At 66.0% G+C, this 18,053-nt stretch carries 14 protein-coding genes, 1 tRNA gene and 2 rRNA genes; 6 read left to right on the forward strand and 11 right to left on the reverse strand.

What is annotated here, in order from left to right; genetic code table 11:
* Positions 1-274: 274 nt before the first annotated feature.
* Positions 275-2,071 carry an HNH endonuclease signature motif containing protein gene (locus LJ760_RS15185; RefSeq protein ID WP_227924165.1) on the forward strand — a complete coding sequence of 599 codons (1,797 nt, stop codon included), beginning with the start codon at positions 275-277 and terminating at the stop codon, positions 2,069-2,071.
* A gap of 37 nt (positions 2,072-2,108) precedes the next feature.
* On the opposite strand, the gene LJ760_RS15190 is transcribed toward LJ760_RS15185, so the two are convergent.
* Positions 2,109-2,807 carry a hypothetical protein gene (locus LJ760_RS15190; protein WP_227924166.1) on the reverse strand — a complete coding sequence of 233 codons (699 nt, stop codon included), beginning with the start codon at positions 2,805-2,807 and terminating at the stop codon, positions 2,109-2,111.
* A 45-nt stretch (positions 2,808-2,852) separates the two neighbouring features.
* Positions 2,853-3,746, reverse strand: coding sequence for a LysR family transcriptional regulator (locus LJ760_RS15195; protein WP_227924167.1), 894 nt, complete (start codon positions 3,744-3,746; stop codon positions 2,853-2,855).
* A 217-nt stretch (positions 3,747-3,963) separates the two neighbouring features.
* Here LJ760_RS15195 and LJ760_RS15200 point away from each other — a divergent pair, with 217 nt between their 5' ends.
* The 3 genes from LJ760_RS15200 (at position 3,964) to LJ760_RS15210 (ending at position 7,293) form a co-directional block, all read left to right on the forward strand.
* Positions 3,964-4,650, forward strand: coding sequence for a DsbA family protein (locus tag LJ760_RS15200; protein WP_227924168.1), 687 nt, complete (start codon positions 3,964-3,966; stop codon positions 4,648-4,650).
* Between the two features lie 231 nt (positions 4,651-4,881).
* Positions 4,882-5,946 carry a phosphatase PAP2 family protein gene (locus LJ760_RS15205; RefSeq protein WP_227924169.1) on the forward strand — a complete coding sequence of 355 codons (1,065 nt, stop codon included), beginning with the start codon at positions 4,882-4,884 and terminating at the stop codon, positions 5,944-5,946.
* Positions 5,947-5,988: 42 nt separating this feature from the next.
* The gene (locus LJ760_RS15210) at positions 5,989-7,293 is read left to right on the forward strand and encodes a hypothetical protein (protein WP_227924170.1); all 1,305 of its coding nucleotides are present in this window, start codon (positions 5,989-5,991) and stop codon (positions 7,291-7,293) included.
* A 13-nt stretch (positions 7,294-7,306) separates the two neighbouring features.
* Here the strand turns inward: LJ760_RS15210 and LJ760_RS15215 are convergent, their stop codons facing one another.
* The 5 genes from LJ760_RS15215 to LJ760_RS15235 all read right to left on the reverse strand — a co-directional run bounded on the left by LJ760_RS15215 (position 7,307) and on the right by LJ760_RS15235 (position 13,105).
* Positions 7,307-8,539 (reverse strand): beta-ketoacyl-[acyl-carrier-protein] synthase family protein, encoded by a 1,233-nt coding sequence (locus tag LJ760_RS15215; protein WP_227924171.1) that lies wholly within the window; start codon positions 8,537-8,539, stop codon positions 7,307-7,309.
* The gene (locus LJ760_RS15220) at positions 8,540-10,219 is read right to left on the reverse strand and encodes a class I adenylate-forming enzyme family protein (protein ID WP_227924172.1); all 1,680 of its coding nucleotides are present in this window, start codon (positions 10,217-10,219) and stop codon (positions 8,540-8,542) included. It abuts the gene before it with no gap.
* A gap of 30 nt (positions 10,220-10,249) precedes the next feature.
* Positions 10,250-11,089, reverse strand: coding sequence for an SDR family oxidoreductase (locus LJ760_RS15225; RefSeq protein ID WP_227924173.1), 840 nt, complete (start codon positions 11,087-11,089; stop codon positions 10,250-10,252).
* Between the two features lie 94 nt (positions 11,090-11,183).
* The gene (locus tag LJ760_RS15230; protein ID WP_227924174.1) at positions 11,184-11,828 is read right to left on the reverse strand and encodes a response regulator; all 645 of its coding nucleotides are present in this window, start codon (positions 11,826-11,828) and stop codon (positions 11,184-11,186) included.
* Entirely contained in the window at positions 11,816-13,105 is a 1,290-nt protein-coding gene (locus LJ760_RS15235; RefSeq protein ID WP_227924175.1) for a sensor histidine kinase, read from the reverse strand. Before LJ760_RS15235 ends, LJ760_RS15230 begins: the two co-directional genes overlap by 13 nt.
* A gap of 161 nt (positions 13,106-13,266) precedes the next feature.
* Here LJ760_RS15235 and LJ760_RS15240 point away from each other — a divergent pair, with 161 nt between their 5' ends.
* Positions 13,267-14,022, forward strand: a complete 756-nt coding sequence (locus LJ760_RS15240; protein ID WP_227924176.1) for an ABC transporter ATP-binding protein — start codon at positions 13,267-13,269, stop codon at positions 14,020-14,022.
* Between the two features lies 1 nt (position 14,023).
* Positions 14,024-16,498 (forward strand): ABC transporter permease, encoded by a 2,475-nt coding sequence (locus LJ760_RS15245; RefSeq protein WP_227924177.1) that lies wholly within the window; start codon positions 14,024-14,026, stop codon positions 16,496-16,498.
* Between the two features lie 54 nt (positions 16,499-16,552).
* Here LJ760_RS15245 and LJ760_RS15250 read toward each other — a convergent pair.
* From LJ760_RS15250 to rrf (LJ760_RS15265), 4 genes are all read right to left on the reverse strand, one after another.
* Positions 16,553-16,640 (reverse strand) — tRNA-Ser (locus tag LJ760_RS15250).
* Positions 16,641-16,720: 80 nt separating this feature from the next.
* A complete protein-coding gene (locus tag LJ760_RS15255; protein ID WP_227924178.1) occupies positions 16,721-17,368 on the reverse strand; it encodes a TMEM175 family protein in 648 nt (215 codons plus the stop codon).
* A gap of 122 nt (positions 17,369-17,490) precedes the next feature.
* Positions 17,491-17,607: ribosomal RNA gene (rrf, locus tag LJ760_RS15260) — 5S ribosomal RNA — on the reverse strand.
* Positions 17,608-17,930: 323 nt separating this feature from the next.
* Positions 17,931-18,047, reverse strand: a 5S ribosomal RNA gene (gene rrf, locus LJ760_RS15265).
* Between the last annotated feature and the right edge of the window lie 6 nt (positions 18,048-18,053).

Consider the following 18,053-nt stretch of genomic DNA (forward strand, 5'->3'; position numbering starts at 1 on the left):
GAACGGTGGGCCCCGGGGCGGAAACAAGACCAGTTGCCGCCCCGGTTCACCGTCTATGGTCCCCTTGCTGCCCGGTAAACGCCTACGTTCGACCGGCGGCCACCGCCACAAGCGCGGCCTTCGTTCCGGAACGGAGGCCGCTGCGGAGCTCGAGGTTTTGTGGGTGTGCGGGTAGGTAATTGCGTTTGAAAGACGGGTATTTCAAGTTTTCTAGACCTCCGTTTTCGGCCTGATTTTGGGGCTGAAATGTCAGTGCCGGATGAAATCCTGAGGTATGGATCAGCTCGGAAACACCGAACGGGTAACCGAAGAGCCAGGCAGTGAGAACCAGCAGCCGGAAGGGCCGGCCAGTGGTGCCGAGCCGCTGCGCCAGCCCTGCAGCGTGTCGGTCTACCGGGCGGAACTTACCGTATCCGAGCCTGCCGGGAGGGCTGATTCGAGTGCCGACACTTCGACTGCCACGATTCCCGGGGACGACGCCGAGGCCACTTCCACCGACGACGCAGAAACCGCATCTACAGAACCTGAAGTCGCTGGCCGCGTGGGTCCGGACGGAGAGGCTACCGGCGGCTTCCCGGACGGTTTCACCGGAACATTGGCGTTGCAGAACCTTGAGGCCTTTGACGAACACGCGGTCGGTGAAGCCCTGTCCCGCATGGCCCATTTGATGTCCTGGGTGCAGGCGCTGCAGGCCCGCCTGCTGAACCGCATGGAAGTGGTCTTCCGGGAGGACTTCCATGCCGCTTCGGGGAGGCTCGAACCCGGGATCGCGTTCAGCCTCGCGGCTTCCGAGTGCGCCGCCATTTTGAATGTTCCGCAGGTCGCTGGTCAGCGGATGATGAGCGAAGCACTCAGTCTGTGCAGTACCCATACCGCCACCCTGACCGGCTTGGAGGAAGGGAATCTTAGCTATCAGCACGCCCAGATGGTGCTGGACCAGTGCCGGAATGTTCCCGCCTCGAAGCTTCCTGAGTTTGAGGCAGACCTGCTGAAGGCAGCGGAGGGACAGACCCGGGCGCAGTTCTCTTGCAAGGCCCGGCGGCTGCGTGAGAGGAAGTTTCCGGACACCGTCAGCAAACGACATCTGACCGCGTTCGAACAGCGCAAGGTCGCCCTGGACCGGGAAGAGGACGGAATGTCCCGTCTTTCAGCGCACCTGCGTGCGGCGGAAGCCCAGCAGATCTACACAGCACTCAGCACGGCAGCCCGCGGCGAACAGGTGGCCGGCGATTCCCGCACCACGGATCAGCTGCGCTCAGACATTCTGGCCCAGTTGCTGATGGGCGGCAGACTTGTCGCCGCGACCGGAGCCCCACGCGGGACCGGAACCAAGCCCGGAGGTGGGCACGACGGCGGAGGAGGGCACGACCACGGAGGCGGGCACGACGGCGGAGGTGGACACGACGGCGAGCAAGCCGGCGGATCCAAACACACAGGAGGAGCCACCGGGAACGACAGCCACGTTGGATTTTCCGGCGGCGAGCACCTCGGATATGAGGCTGGACCAGACGAAGGAATTATCCCGCGGGCAGAAATCATGGTCCTGATCAGCGCCGAAACCCTCTTCGGCGCCGACGATCAGCCCGCTGAGCTGCACGGCTACGGACCCATCAGCGCAGAGGAGGCCCGACGGCTGGCCCGCCACGCCGTCGGCTGGACCGGACTGGCGCAGGACCCGCAGTCAGGAGAAATCCTCGGTGTGGGACGGCGTCGAAAAGTCCCGGCAGGCCTCAGACGCTGGCTCCGCGCAAGGGACGGAACCTGTCGGTTCCCCGGCTGCCGGGTCAGCACCGCGAACGCGGACATCGACCACACCGTCGACTGGGCCCACGGTGGGCCTACGGACCACGGAAACCTGGAACACCTCTGCCGACGGCACCACCGGTTCAAGACTCTGGGTTTCTGGAAAGCCTGCCAACCGACGCCCGGGGTAATCGAGTGGACTTCACCGACCGGATGTACCTACCGCACCGAGCCATTCCTGGAACTGGGTCCACCGGGTCCGGCGGCAGACCCGCGAGCAGACCATCAGGACAACGAGCCCCTGCAGGAACAGGCACCGCCGTTCTAGGCAGGCCCGGTCCTAGTCAGGGCAACATGCAGGGCCCCTAGCCGATTGGCCCTTCACGTAGCAGGAGCCGTCGAGATCGGCTGGGGATCCCCCGCGCCCAGAAGGCGATCATCAATCCGACTGTTGCTGCCCCGCCAGCGAGGGTCCAGGCCGAGGACCACAAGCCTTCCGGAGTCGGGATAACGAAAGCAATCCACACGGTAGCCACAGCAAGTAGGATCTCTACGGCGGCCTGCAGCGGCCTGGCCCGGTACTCCGGGTAGGCCAGCCGGATCAGGGGAATGACAGGCAGCAGGAACAGGCCCAGGCTGGGGAGCGGGTAGAGCTGATTTACCGTGAAGACCACCAGTCCCAGCGCCAGCAGGCCGAGGAACTTCAACACCTGCAGCACCCGGAGTGGGTTCTCCCGTGTCCACCTGCTCAAAAGCAGGCCCCATGCCGGGAGCCCGAGCAGCCAGCCGCCCGCCCAGTAGCCCAGGTCCAATAGCGCCAAGGGCGTGAGTAAAACGCCCGGCAGTAGGAACCCCACGGCCTGCCGCAGCGACGGGAACTTCCTAGCCGGGCCGAAGATGCAGACCCCGATCAGGAGGTAAACGGCTATGTACGCCAGAAGCAGCCCGATCACCGAGCCGCCTAAGGCAAACATCATGGGCGGCAGGGTCACCACCATCACGCACACCGCGGCGAACGCCCACGGCCGGCGGACCGCGTTCGGTGTGGCATCCCCCAATGTCATGGATCGCACTCTAGCGTCAATGACTCCCGCGCCGCCCGAAAGCACCTACGTTCGCCCGGCAGCCACGGCCACAAGCTCGGCCGCGACACCGGTCAGTCGACGCGGACCGGACCAGATGGCAGTCAGGGGACGGCTGATTCCCTCTCCTTCAAAGGGAACCCGCAGCAGCTCCCCGCTGGCAAGCTGGTCGCGAACCACCAGTTCGCTCAACACGGCGGGGCCGGCTCCGGCAGCGACAGCAACCCGTACCGCAGCATTGCTGCTGAGCACCTGGGCCGGCTCGACGACGTCGTACCCGGCAAGTACCTCCTGCAGCGCCTCGCGGGTACCGGACCCTGGTTCCCGAACCACCAGTGGGGTTTCCGCCAGTTCCTGCAAACCGATCCGGGTCCGGTTGGCCCATTCGTGATTCGGACCGACCACCACCACCAGCTCATCCTCGCGGACCACCAGGGCGTTCAGCCCCACCGGAAGGTTCGGAGTCTCCACAAACCCCAGCTGGAGGGTGCCCCGCTGCACTTCCTCAATGACCTGCGCCGAGTTCTCCACCTGCATATCAAGGCGGGCCTGCGGCAGCCGGCGCTTCAGTTCGGCAAGCCAGGCCGGCAACAGCATGTCCGCAATGGTGAGGCTGGCACCCACTCGGAGTTCCAACGTCTCTCCGCTACGGCTGGAATTCACCGTACTGTTGAAGCGCCGCGCAGCCTCCAACAGCTCCCGGGCCGAGTCCGCCAGCAGAAGTCCCATTGCCGTCGGCGCCGAACCGCGCGGGCTGCGCTCAAGCAGGGGAGTCTTCAGATCCGCTTCCAACTCGGCAATAGCCCGGCTCGCATTGGGCTGGGCCATGCCCAGTTTCCGCGCCCCGGAAGCCACGCTGCCCTCGTCCACCACGGCAACGAACAGTTCCAGCACCGAAAGGTTCGGCCACGCCTGAGCCATATCAAAAGCATATAAACCCATGCCGGATTGCAGGCTACCGGACGGTCCAATCCGGTGGGAGCATCAAAGATAGTGGGCGCAGCCTGAGCCTCACGGGTGGACACCGCTTCACGGGTGGGACATCGCCTCACGGCAGCCATCACTTCATGCCGGCACCGCCGTTGGAGGCTTCAGAGCGCGCCGAACCGCGAACCCTGACACTTCACCGGAAGGAACTATGCGCAAGAGCATCCTCGCCCTGCTGATTGCCTGGCTGCTCGCAGTCGGCACCCTGGTCTCCTGTGCGGCGTCGGATTCCGAATCGCCGGGAGGCACCGCCACGGCAGAAGCAAGCCCGTCGGCGGAAACTTCCATCCCGGCTGACCGCATGGAGCAGGTGGCTCCCGCGGATGCGAGGGCAATCACCGACCCCGCAGACCCCAAAGCCACCCTGGTGCTGTTTACGGACTACCAGTGCCCCTACTGCGCTCAGATGGACACGCTGATCCAGCAGGCCAAAAACGATTACGGAGATGATGTCCGCATCCTCGTGCGGAACTACCCGCTGCCCAAGCACCAGAACGCAGCGCCGGCTGCCCGGGCCGTGGAAGCCGCCGCGGAACAGGGCGCCCAGGAGGAGATGGCTGCGTCCATCTTTGAGCACCAGGAGGACTGGAAGAACGAGAGCGACGTCGATGACCTCTTCGTCTCCTACGCGGAGGACCTGGGTCTGGACACGGAGAAGTTCCAGGCCGATTACACGTCGGACGCCATTAAGGACCGGGTGGCCCGGGACCTCGAGGACGCCCAGGACCTCCAGCTTCGCGGCACCCCCTCGCTGATCCTCGATAACAAGATGTTGGAGCTGGACTCCGTGGATTACGGCGCCATCCAGGAACAGCTGGATGCGGCCCTGAACAAGTAGGGACTGAACCCCCCAACCAAGATCCCCGGAACAGGCCGGACTGCCCGCCCAGCGGAAGCGGTCCGGCCTGCTGCGCGGAAGGGAAGGGAAGGGCCACCGGGCAACTACCAGCGCCGGCTTCCGGCTTCCGGCCACGGCGGCGGAAACAGGCCCCCTGTGTGATCGAAAGCATACTGAGGGTGGCGGTCTCTCGATAACAGGTTTATGACAATTGTGGGATAAAAATATCTCATGACTATCGAAGCCGGCTCCGTCCGCCCTGCCTGGCGCCGCCTCTTCGGCGTCCCCCTGATTGTGTCGGTCATCTTTACCGTGGTCATGCTGGTGACCGCCGTCGTGACGGGTCTGCCCGTCCGGGATCCGGAAGGATTCCTGGGCCCGAGTTACGTACGCCTGCCGCTGATGGTGCTCCTGATGATCGCCGCCGACGTCGTGCCCCGGGTCTTCGCTCGACGCCGGGAGCTGGGCGGCGTAGGAGCCGCCACGTCCGATGTGCTGCGGACGCGCTGGTCCGGACCCCGGCTGGCCGTGGCCGTGGCGGGACTGATCACCTTCTACCTGGCGTACATGTCCTACCGGAACCTCAAGAGCTTCCTGCCGTTCCTGCAGGACCACCTGACGGACCGGCTGCTGGAGGAATCGGACAAATGGCTGGCCGGAGGGAACTACCCCGGCGACGTCCTGCATGAACTGCTGGGAACCGGTTTCAGCGCCGACCTGCTCTCCGGTGTCTACATGCTTTTTATGGTCTTCGTTCCGGTCTCGCTCGCTGCGGCGCTGGTGTGGTCCAACAACCTGCAGCGCGGGGCCTGGTATGCCACAGCCCTGTCCTTCAACTGGATCCTCGGCACCGTCAGCTACTACGCCCTGCCGTCCCTGGGTCCGGTCTACTACGACGCCGCCCCGTTCAGCGACCTGCCGGAAACCGCAGTCTCCGGCCTGCAGGACAGCCTGTATGAAAACCGGATCGAAGTGCTGGCGAATCCGCTAGCCACCGACGCGGTCCACGGCATTGCAGCCTTCGCTTCCCTGCACACATCCATCGTCTTTACGGCAGCATTGGTGGCGCACCTGACCCGCCTGCCGAAGGTGGCGCGCTGGGTTATGTGGATCTACGTACTCCTGACCACCCTGGCCACGGTCTACTTCGGCTGGCATTACGTCCTCGACGTGTTCGCCGGACTTGCCCTCGGTGCCGTCTCGGTGTGGCTGGCCGCGAAGGCCGTGGGGGCCGGGCGGACAGAGAAGGAAGCAACGCCCAACGTCGAACCGGAGCTTGCCTCGGCCGTACGGTAGGCTTCCCCAGCGAGAACCAAACCCCTACTGAGAGGCAGCACGTTGAGCGGACATCCAAGCGTGCTGCCCGACTATCTGACTCCGCCCCAGAAACGCAGGGTCATCCCGCTGCGGAAGATCGTCGTGAGCCTCTTTGTGGCGGCTGCACTTGTTGCCGCCTATCTGTGGGTCGAGCACTTAACGTATACCGAGGCCGCCGAGGATTCCCGGGCGGAAGGCTACGTAGTGGTGACCTCACGCAGCACTGTGCATTACGCGTCAGACCCGCTCCCCGCAGACATCAGCGAGGAAGACTACGCGGCCTTCTGGGCTGAACCTGCCCTGAACACCCCGGAGGCCCTTGCGCTGCTGGACGTCATCAACGAGGGATGGAAGGCGCGTCTCCAGGAGGACGTGAAGCACATGGGCTACAACGTGGACCAGATCGTAGACCCAGCCAAACGTGCCAACGCCCAAGCCGCCGTGGACGAGATAGCCGAGCTCGTCTCACACGGCACGGTCCAGGGTGCGAAGAGTGCGGTTTATGACGACTTGGCACAGCTGTCCAGAAAGACCTGCCACCGCTGGGACACGGACGACGTCTCCTACCAGGCCAACGGGCATCCCATTCGAAACTGGACTACCACCCAGCCTCAAATCCTGTCGCTGCTGGGATCGGAGGACTCTACAAGACAGGCAACCAGCCTGGTGGCCAAGGTCTACCCGGCTGCCTTTGAAGCCGCCCTCCCCCGTTTCTGCAAGTTACCGATACCGCCGGAGAGCAGCCATCCGGGCGATATGAACCTCCTGTTCTCGGTTACCCATGAGGCAGATATGCTGCTGGAATCCTTGGAGACGCACCCCAACGCCGCGGGGCAGCTGACGGCGGAGGATTACGAGGCCTTCTGGAACAGCCCGGTGATGACGTCGCCGGAAGTCCAGGCCTACCTGGACCGGGTGGGGGAAAAAGCCGTCATCGACCACCGCGGGACGGCGGCCTACAGGCAAAAGCGCGAGACCGATCAAATCGTGGATCCCGGCGTGCGGGAGCATGCCCAGCAGTACACCGACTGGGTTCTCGATGAGGCCGCGAAGGATAACGGCAGAAGGCTGGCCGTCGGTATGGTCTATGAAGATCTTGTGGGGTACTGGGATGCCGCCTGCACCGGCGAACCGGACCGTTGGCTGCATCCGTCACCGGTAAAACGGAACATCTGGAACTCCCGCCTGGAACCCGAGTTCAGTACGGCGTACATGTCGTCCGCCTGGAGTGGCCGGGACGCCGAGTGGAGTGAGGATACATTCGAGCTGGCCCTCGAGTTCTATCCGGAGGCTTACGAGGCCGGGCTCGACTCCTACTGCGAGTAAGCTCCGGCGCACCTCAGACCGACCCAAACGCCGCCACGGCGTTTTGCCCGCCGAAACCGAACGCGTTGGTGAGCGCATAGCGGACCGGTGCTTCGCGGGCAGCACCGGGAACATAGTCCAGGTCGCACTCCGGGTCTTCAGTGGTGTAGTTCAGCGTGGGCGGAATGACGCCTTCACGGATGGCCATCACGCAGAGCAGGGATCCGAGGGTGCCCGCAGCACCGATGAGGTGGCCGGTCATGGACTTGGGTGCCGTGACAGCAAGCGACGGCGCATGCTCACCGAAGGCGGTGTGCAGCGCTCTGGTTTCGGTCCGGTCATTGGCCTGCGTGGAGGTTCCGTGGGCGCAGATCAGGTCCACGTCCTCGGGGTTCAGGCGGGACCGGTCCAGGGTGCGGCAGATGGCTTGGGCCGCATACTGTCCGCCGGGTTCCGGAGCCACAATGTGGAACGCATCGGAAGTCAGTGCGCCGCCCAGCAGCTCCGCGTACACCTCGGCACCGCGGGCACGGGCATGGCTGAGCAGTTCCAGCACGCACACCACGGCTCCCTCGGCGAAGACAAAACCGTCCCGGTCCGCATCGAAGGGACGGCTGGCTTCCTGCGGTGAATCGTTGTTCCGGGACAATCCGCGCATCGCGCTGAGCCCGGCGAACATCACGGACGTTATGGCCGCATCGGTTCCGCCGGCCACCACCACATCCGCATCGCCGGCCAGCAGGGTCCGGCGAGCCTCGAGCAGGGCCGAGGTGCCGCTGGCGCAGGCCAGGGCGCTGGCGTTCACGGGACCGTGAACTACCAGATCGATGGCCACCTCGCAGGCCGGCATATTCGTCAACGACGACGCCACGAAGCTGGGGCTGATGGGCCGCAGCCCGTCACGGTGGAAGATTTCCGTGGCGGACTGGATTTCCGGATACCCGGAGACAGCACTGTTGATGATTACCGCCGCGTCGGTGTCTTCCAGCGAAGGTCCCAGTCCGGCGTCGGCCACCGCCTCGCGTGAGGCCGCCACTGCCAGCTGGGAAGCACGGGAGGACCGGCGCAGCCGCTTGACCGGCAGGTACTGCGCCGGATCAAAGTTCTTCACTTCCCCGGCAATCCGGGTGGGGAACTCGGAGGCATCGAAGGCAGTGATCTTGTCGATCCCGCTGCGCCCGTCCTTCAGTCCCGCCCAGGTTTCGCCCCAGGTACCGCCGAGCGGCGTCACCGCCCCCATCCCGGTGATGACCACGCGCTCGTCCATCTACTCCGCCTTCCGGACCGGCGCCGGTACGTGCATCCGGCCGTCCAGCCAGTCCTGCGCCGCGGAATCCGCCACCTTGTAATGCATCTTCTTTCCGGTCGCGGTCATCGGCACTTCGTCGACAAAACGGTAGCCGCGGGGCCGCTTAAAATCGGCCAGCCCGGGATGGGCCAGACAGAACGCATCCAGCCCGTCGGCGTCGAGCTCCGCGTCCCGGCGCACCACGTACGCCACCACGCGCTGGCCCCACCGGTCATCCGGCACTCCCACCACCACGGATTCGAGGACGCCGGGGTGGTCCGCCAGGGCCGCTTCCACCTGCACGGGATGGATGTTCTCCCCGCCGGAAATGATCATGTCATCGGTCCGGCCCATGATGGTCAGGTAGCCTTCCGCATCCCAGGTGGCCATATCCCCGGGGTAAAGCCAGCCGTCGTGGAACTTCTCCTCCTCAACGTGGGGCAGGTTGGCATAACTGAACCCGGATTTCGGCGAGCGCATGATCACCTCGCCGATTTCGCTGCCGTCCCGGGCGGCCAGTTCGTGCGGCTGCCCGCGGCGGCCTTCAAACACGCGGACGACGGCGACGTCGTCGTCCGTGCACGCGCGTCCGGCACTGCCGGCGTGGGCGGGGAGATCCTCGGGCCGCAGGAAGGTGTTCCAGAAGCCCTCGGTGGTCCCGTAACCGTTGAAGATCCGCGGGGTAAGCAGCTCCTGGTACCGGATGGCGGCGGCGCGGTCCAGCGGTGCACCCATGGTGACGATGCCGCGCAGCGTCTCCAGGTTCCGCGGGTTCTTTTCCTGCTCGACGGCGATCATCTCCAGCGTGGTCGGGGCGCCGATCAGATACGTCAGCCCCTGCTCCCCCACCCAGTCCAGCACCGTGGCCGGGTTAAAGCTGCGCAGCGGCACCACGGATCCGCCGATGTAGAACACCGGGTTGGGTCCGCCCGAGTGCAGGCCGCCGCGGTGGAACCACGGGGTCATGTTCAGGGTGCGGTCCTGCGGGCTGAGCGGAAAGTGCATGATGACGTCGTGCGCGCTCATCAGCTCGGCGATGGACGGCAGCGGCACCCCCTTGGGCATGCCCGTGGTGCCCGAGGTGTAGAAACGGGTGCTTTCCTCGAAGGTGGAAAAGTCCGCGGGGAGGTCCGGCAGGTCCCCGGCGGCCTGCTCGACGGCGGTGTCGAAGTCCTGCCCCAAATGCCCGGACCCCAGTCCCCAAGCCCCGGAGTCGGGAGCGCCCGCCACCAGGACCAGCGGCGACACCCCGGCAAGCTCCAGCGCCTGCGCAGCAGTCTCGGTGTGCTCGGCGTCCACAACGAACACCGCCGGGTCACTGTCCCGCAGGATATGCGCCGTCTCAGCGGGCGCCAGCCGGTAGTTCACCGGAACGCTGACAGCCCCCAGCCGCTGGGTCGCCAGGTACAGCAGGGCGAACTCGATGCCGTTGTAGAGCTGGTAAAGCACCCGGTCCCCGCGGCCCACGCCGCGCTCGGCCAGGGCGCGCGCTACGGAGTCCACGGCGTCGCCCAGCTGGGCGTACGTGAATTCCCGGCCCGTCGGCGGATCGGCGAGGGCAACGCGGTCCGCGTACCGGGCCACGTTGCGTGCGAAACCGGCCGCGTAGGTCAGGGAGTGTTCGAAGTAGTTCCGGTAACGGGCGGGATCGTAGCTCACTGATGCTTCCTTTCAGTCCGTACGGCGCGCTTACCGGCTGCCGCCTCGGGTGGGCCGGGTTGGCCGGTCCGGCAGGGCGACCGGCGGGCCGGACGCGTCGGAATGGAACGGCGGGGCAATGACCGAGAGACCGCCGTCGACCGCCAGGACCTGGCCGGTGATGTACTCCGCTCCCGGGGAGAGCAGGAACTCCACCGCGGCGGCCATTTCATCCACGGTGCCGGGCCGGCGTTTGGGCAGGCGGGAGATGACGCTGTCCATCGGCGCCATGCCGTCCATGGAGTAGAAGTAGTCCAGCGAATCGGAATCGATCAGCCCGCCGTTCACCGCGTTGACGTTAATGCCGTAGGGACCGAATTCCACCGCCATGAACCGGACAAAAGACTCCACTGCGGCCTTGTAGGAGCCGAGTGCGGCATAGGTCGGGAAGGCCCGGCTACTGCCGTAACTGGTGAGCGCGACTATCCGGCCGCCGTCGTCCATCAGTTTCACCGCTTCCTGCGCGCCGAGGACAAACGGCCGCACGTTCACTGCGTACGCACGGTCCAGATGATGGGTTTTCAGGTCCACCACGTTCTTGAAGGCGGCAGCGGCGGCGTTGTTGATGAAGTAGTCCAACCGGCCGTATTCGTCCGCTGCGGCGTCGAACAACCGGACAATGTCTTCGGGGTTCTCCACATCGGCCTGCACCGTGATGCCGCTGCCGCCGAGTTCCTGCAGCGTGGTGACCACTTCCTTGGCCAGCTCGGCATTCCGGCGGTAACTGACGACGACGGCGGTCCCCTGCGCCGCGAGCCGCTCCGCCACGCGCCGGCCGATTCCCCGCGAAGCACCGGTGATCAGCGCTACCTTTCCGCCGCCATGTCCCACGTGTGCCCTCCTGCGCCCGGTGATAGTGCATCACACCTTGTCACCGGTGCCGTCCGCGAACAAGACCCGGGACGAAACAAGCGGCACCCGCCGGTCAGGAGCGGAGGTAGGCCAGAGTCGCCAGCACCCTGCGGTGGCCGCTGTCCGACTGGGCCAGCCCAAGCTTCGCGAAGATATTGCCGATGTGTTTGCTGACCGCGGTCTCGGACACGGAAATGGCCGAGGCAATGGCGGTGTTGCCCAGCCCTTCGGCCACCAGCCCCAGCACTTCGAACTCGCGCGGGGTCAGTGACCGGATGGGATCCTGGTTGCTGCGCCGGCTGAACAGCTGGGCGATGACTTCCGGGTCCATTACGGTGCCGCCGGCAGCTACGCGCCGCAGTCCGTCCACGAATTCCCCCACGTTGCCCACCCGCTCCTTCAGCAGGTAGCCCACACCCTGGGCGCCGGAGGCCAGCAGCCGGCTCGCATACCGGTCCTCCACATACGCGGAGAGGACCAGCACCGGGAACTCAGGCACCCGGGACCTCAGTTCCAGGGCGGCGCGCAGCCCCTCGTTGGTGAAGGTCGGCGGCATCCGGACGTCCAGCACGGCGCCGTCGGCACTGCCGGGTTCGAAGGCCGCGAGCAGGTCATCGGCGTTGTCCCAGGAGCCCACCACGTCGAAGCCTTCACCTCGCAGCAGCAGCTCCAGTCCGGCCCGCAGCAGGGCATCATCTTCGGCGATTAAAAGGCGCATGGCAGCTCCACTCTCAGGTTCGTCGGTCCGCCTTCGGGGCTGTTCAGCACCAGCCTGCCTCCAAACGCGGCTGCACGCCGGGCAATCCCGGCCAGCCCGGTGCCGGAGCCGTTGGCGTCAGTTGCGCTCTGCGCCCCGATGGTCGGATCCACCCTCGCGCCGCCGCGGCCGTCGTCGTTCACCAGGATCACCAGGACGTCCTCCCGAGCCGTTGATTCCGTGCGGAGGACCACGTCGATCCGGTAGGCGCCGGAGTGTTTCGCAGCATTGGTCAGGGCTTCGGCCAGGACAAAATATGCCGCCGATTCCACTGCTGCCGGCGCGCGCAGCAGACCCTCCACGTCCAGGGAGCAGGGTATGGGCGAGCGGCTGGTCAGGGCCGAGGCCGCACCGCCCAGGCCGAGTTCGTCCAGGACCGGCGGATAGATATCGTGCACCGCGGCGCGCAGCCCGGCGAGTGCTTCGGAGGCGGCATCCTGTGCCCGCCCGATGAACGGTACGGCGGCCGCCGGGTCGGTTTCGGCCGCGCGCTGGGCCAGCCCCAGCATCATTACGACGCCGACCAGCCGGTTCTGCGCGCCGTCGTGCAGTTCGCGTTCGATCCGGCGCAGCTCCGCCGCGTGGGCGGCCAGCGCGCTGGCCCGGGCCGCCGAGAGGTCGGAAATGCGGCGGGCCAGATCCGCATACCGGCGAGGGGAAAGGATCCCCAGGGTCGCCTCACTGAACCGCCGTGCCAGCCAGGGCAGCAGCAGCCATGCCCCTGCGGCGTATACGAGTCCCAGCAGCATCATCAGGACGGCATCACCCCAGCTGCGGACGAAGATGGTCAGTTCCAGCGGCGCGTCCGGCGGGAACAGCTGCCATAGGGGCGCCGCCGTTACGTAAAGCACCGCACCGAAGGGAAGCGCCAGGGCCAGCGCCGCTGCCAGTACGGCAAATGCGCAGTGGAAAAGCAGCCAGGAGAGGTCCCGCTTCGTTTCCGGAGCACTCAGCAGGGCCGCCAACTCGGTAAACGAATACCTACCCGTGAGGCGGCGCCGGTCAAAGGGAATGACCGCGGAGGAGAACGTCGCCGAACGGGCCTGCGCCCTGGCAGCCAAACGGTTCAGGAGGTCCAGGAGGGTAGGCACCGCATACAGGCCCACCCCCAGCGCCACGAACGGAAGCAGCGCAATACCGGCTACCAAAACGGTCAGGGACGCCAGCCAGTACCAGCCCTCGCGCACAAGGAAGGCTGCATCCCGGAGACGGGTCTTGGCGCGGCTGGGAAGTCTCACCCGTTGAATTATGCCCGACCCCCATCAGGCTGTCGGTATAGCCAGCTATACCCCAAACCGGGCTACTGGCTGTATCGGATCGCGTTTCCGGAATCCGTAGCGTCGAAGTCAGCAAGTCAGCTCACTTCACGAACCCGCACCCTCGACCAAAGGATGACCCGATGTTCTCCGACGCTTCCGAATTCTCCGGCCCCGCAGCCCTGCAGCTGCAGGGCGTGTCCAAGAGCTACCGATCCGGCAACACCAGCGTGCCCGCCCTGCGCGATGTGTCCCTGGCGGTTCCGGCCGGAACCTTCACCGCCATCATGGGACCTTCCGGTTCCGGCAAAAGCACGCTCCTGCAGTGCGCGGCAGGACTGGACGCACCCGACAGCGGCCGGGTACTGCTGGGGACCACCGAAATCTCGAAGCTGCACAGCAAGGCCCTGACCCGCTTCCGCCGGGACCACGTCGGTTTTGTGTTCCAGTCCTACAACCTGCTCCCCCAGCTGACTGTCGCACGGAACGTGACACTGCCGCTGCTGCTGGCCGGACGCGGAACGGACAAGGTCTGGCTGGACTACGTGCTGGAGGCCGTCGGCCTGGCTGGTCTGGGTGAACGGAAACCGCAGGAACTCTCCGGCGGCCAGCAGCAGCGGGCCGCCATCGCCCGGGCGCTCATCACCCGCCCGGATGCCGTCTTTGCGGACGAACCCACCGGAGCCCTGGACTCCGGCACCGCACGCCAGGTGCTGGACCTGCTGCGGCACACCGTTTCCGTGCTCGGACAGACCGTGATTATGGTGACCCACGACCCCGTGGCCGCCGGACACGCAGACACCGTCATTTTCCTTGCGGACGGGCGCCTCGACGGCAGCATGACCGGCGCCACCGCCCAGGACGTCAGCGAACGCATGGCCAACCTCGGGGAGCGCTAACATGTTTTCTCTTGCCAGAGCATCCATCCGGCACCACCGCGGCGGATTCGCCGGGGTTTTCGTAGCCGTGTTCCTGTGCGCCGCGCTCATCACCGCGATGGGCGTCCTCATTGAATCCGGAACCCGCGGCGGCATTGCCCCGCAGCGCCTGCAGGGGGCCGACGTCGTAGTGGGTGCGCCGCAGGCACATCCCGTGGTCGAAGACATGGACGCCCCCTTCGCCGAGCGCGTGCTGCTTCCCGCCGAAACGGTGAACGAAATCGCAACCGTCCCCGGCGTCGAACGCGCCGTGGGCAGCATCGAGCTCCCCCTGGCCGCCACCGACGGTACCGCGGTTTCCGCCGCCGCCTGGGACTCGGCGGCCCTGACCCCCTACACACTGACCTCCGGGGAAGCTCCCCGTGGAGCAACCGAAGTGGTGGTGGATGACTCCTTCGGTGTAACTCCGGGAACCTCGCTCACCTTCACCCACGGCGGGGAGCCGACCGAGTACACAGTGTCCGGCGTCGCCGCTCCCGAGTCGGGGGTGGACACCGGTCCCGCCGCTTTCCTGAGCACCGCCGGGGCTCAGGCCCTGTGGCCGCACGGCGACACAGTGGCCACCGTGGGCGTGATCGCCGAATCCGGCGTCCGGCCGGAGCAGCTCTCCGCCGATATCGAGGCGCAGGTGGCCGACGTCGTCGGCTATACCGGGGACCGCCGCGGAGACGTGGAGAATCTCGGCGGGTCCGCCGCCCGCTCCACGCTGCTGCTGCTCAGCGGTTCGCTCGCGGGTGTGGCCGTGATGACCGCGGTCTTTGTGACTGCGGGAACCCTGTCCCTGTCCATCATGGCGCGGCGCCGGGAATTCGCGATGCTGCGCGCAGTGGGGGCCGGAGCGAACCAGACCCTGGGCATCGTGATGCGTGAAGTCCTCCTGGTGTCCAGCGCTGCCGCCGTGCTGGGCGCGGCACCCGGCTTCCTGCTGGCCTGGTTCCTGGGCAACCAGTTCGTTGCCGGCGGCGTGCTTCCGGAATCCTTCGTCCTGGCCTACAGCCCGCTGCCGGCCCTGGCTGCAGTGGCCATCAGTGTCGCCGCAGCAGTGGGCGCCTCGCTCGTCTCGGCGCGGGGCACGGTCCGTGCGGCGCCGACGGATGCCCTGCGGGACTCCGTGACGGAGGCTTCCCGGCTGGGCCGCGGACGCGTCATCACCGGACTGTCGCTGCTGGCCGCCGGTCTGGTTGCGGCCTTGGTACCGATTGCGGTTCCAGGCACTGCGGGCCTGGCGTCGGCAGCCTCCAGCATCCTGCTCCTGATGATCGGCGCGGGCCTGCTGGGACCGTGGCTGGTGACGGGCGCCTTGAAACTGCTGCAGCCGCTGGTCCGCCGCAGCCCCTCCGCGTCGCTGGCTCTGGCGGAGGCCAACGCCAGCGCTTTCCCGCGTCGGCTGGCCTCGGGAATCGTTCCGCTCGCCCTGGCCATTGCGCTCGGGTCCGTGCAGTTCTTTATGCCGGCCACAGTGGCAACGGAAGCCGAGCGGCAGTCCCGCGACGGCGTGGTGGCCGGATATCTGGTTAGCGCTCCGGGATCCGGAGTGTCCGAGGATCTCGCCGACCAGGTGGCGGAGCTGCCCGGGGTGGAGTCCAGCTCGCCGGTGGCCCGTTCCGCGGTTCTTGCCAAGGCCGGCTTCGCGGGGATGGAAGACGGTGTGCAGCCCTATGCCATACAAGGGCTGGCCGCTGAGGACTTGAACGGAACCCTGGACCTGGATGTAAACGAAGGGGCGCTGGACCGGCTGGCGGATGCCGACACCGTGGCGCTGAGCGTGGATCTGGCCCGGGAATCCGGTACGGCCGTGGGCGAGGACTTCGACTTCTACTACGGGGACGGAACCGAGGCGACCGCCGTCGTCGTCGCCACCTACGAACGGGGGCTGGGATTCGGGGATGTGGCGGTGGCGAATGACACTCTGCGCAGCCACACCACAACGGGGTTGAACGACTACTTGCTGGTCAGCACGGCGGGGGATACCGATCCGGGAGAACTGGCCTCGGCCGTGAGCGGACTGGGCCTGACGCTCCTGGATAAGGAGGACTTCGGGGCGGCCGGAGCCGCGCAACGGGATGCCGACTCATGGGTTTCGGTGATCGCGATGCTGGTCCTGCTGGGGTACCTCGCCGTTTCCGTGGTCAACACATTGGTGATGGCGACGGCGCGGCGCCGGCCGGAGCTGCTGCTGCTGCGGACCCTGGGGGCGTCGGATACCCAGCTGCGGCGGATGATGGGAGCCGAGTCCCTGCTGATAGTCGCGGCCGCCGTCGTCATCGGCACCGTCCTGGCCCTGCCGCCGCTGATGGGAATCGCCGTGAGCGTCTCGGGGATGCCGCTGCCCACGATCGTGCCGGCCGTGTACCTCGGCCTGGCAGGTGCGACGGCGGCACTCGGGCTGGGCTCCATTGCGGTAGCCACGCGTGCCGCGCTGCGGGCCGAGCGGTAGCTGTTCGGGCAAAAAGAAATACCCCGGTCCGAAGACCGGGGTATTTCTTTGTCCTGGCGGAGGATGGGGGATTTGAACCCCCGAGGGCGTTAACCCAACACGCGTTCCAGGCGTGCGCCATAGGCCGCTAGGCGAATCCTCCAGGCTTGCTCCCGTAGAAGCAGATATAAGACTACCCGACACAGGCCCAAACCAACGAATCGACGTCATTTGAGGGGCAGCTTAGGCCTTGCCGGTTCGTCTGCGGCCGAGGCCGTGGAGCAAGGCATTGATAACGACAATTCCCAGCCAGGACCAGCTGGCCGCCTGCGGACTCCACAGGATGGCAATGGGAATCGAGGCCAGGAAAACCGCAGGAGTGACCGGGGCACGGACCTGCGCGAAGGCCGGAAGCCGGGGATCCACGTCATCCCGGAAAAGGCCCACACGGCTGCAGTAGATCCACAGCCCGGTATTCGCGGTGCCGATAAGCCCCAGGGCCGCCGCATAAATCACGACGCCGAGCACCTGGTCTCCGTAAAACGCCAGCATGTCGGTGGCGTACCCCAGCAGTGCGACGAACAGCAGCAGCACCAGGTTCAGCTGCTGCAGCCGGCCGGTAAATCCCTTCAGGAGCCGGAAGAGCCGGTGATGGCTAAGCCAATAGGCGGCGGTCACCACAAAGGACAGGACGTAAGCGCCGAACTCCGGAAGCTGCGCAGCCACGGCCGACCCAAGCTCGTTGTCCGGCACCTGGGGAACCCGGATGTCCACGGCCAGCAGCGTCATGGCGATGGCGAAGACGGCGTCGCTGAAGAACATAGTGCGGTCCAGGTCCGGACCTGAATTAACTCGGGCAAAGCCTTTGCTGTTGCTGTTTTCGCCGGCCACCGGACCATGCTCGCGCACATGCCCCAGCGGGTCGAGCCTCGACTGGAGGAATGCGGGGCGGGAGGTGAAGTTAAACAGATAAGGACCCGCACGTCCTTGTGCGGATCCTTATCCCAACGTATGTCCGGCGGTGACCTACTCTCCCACATCCTCCCGGATGCAGTACCATCGGCGCTGTGGGTCTTAGCTTCCGGGTTCGGAATGGGACCGGGCGTTTCCCCCACGCTATGACCGCCGTAACCCTAGCCCCGACGGCAAATGCGTCGGGAAGTCTTTGATTACAGGCTGCCCTTTCGGGTTCTGCTCCTTAATCTTACCGCGTCTTCCAGGCGGTTTTGACCACGGTGAGGCTACCGGGCTTGTCCTGGGTGTCGGAATAAACACAGTGCTGAATAAACACAGTGCTGAACAAACACAGTATCTGACCCAGCACGCCCCTATGCCGGCGTTCAGCCCGGTGCCGGCCAGCGGTTCTGCCTGGCGGCGCTCGGCAGGTCAGACCGGTTAAACAGGTCAGGCCCCGCACCAATGGTGCGGGACCTGACCCTCTGTACTAAATATTGTCCGGCGGTGACCTACTCTCCCACATCCTCCCGGATGCAGTACCATCGGCGCTGTGGGTCTTAGCTTCCGGGTTCGGAATGGGACCGGGCGTTTCCCCCACGCTATGACCGCCGTAACCCTT

Origin of the sequence: Arthrobacter sp. zg-Y895, from assembly GCF_020731025.1 — a bacterium.
Lineage (GTDB): Bacteria > Actinomycetota > Actinomycetes > Actinomycetales > Micrococcaceae > Arthrobacter_B.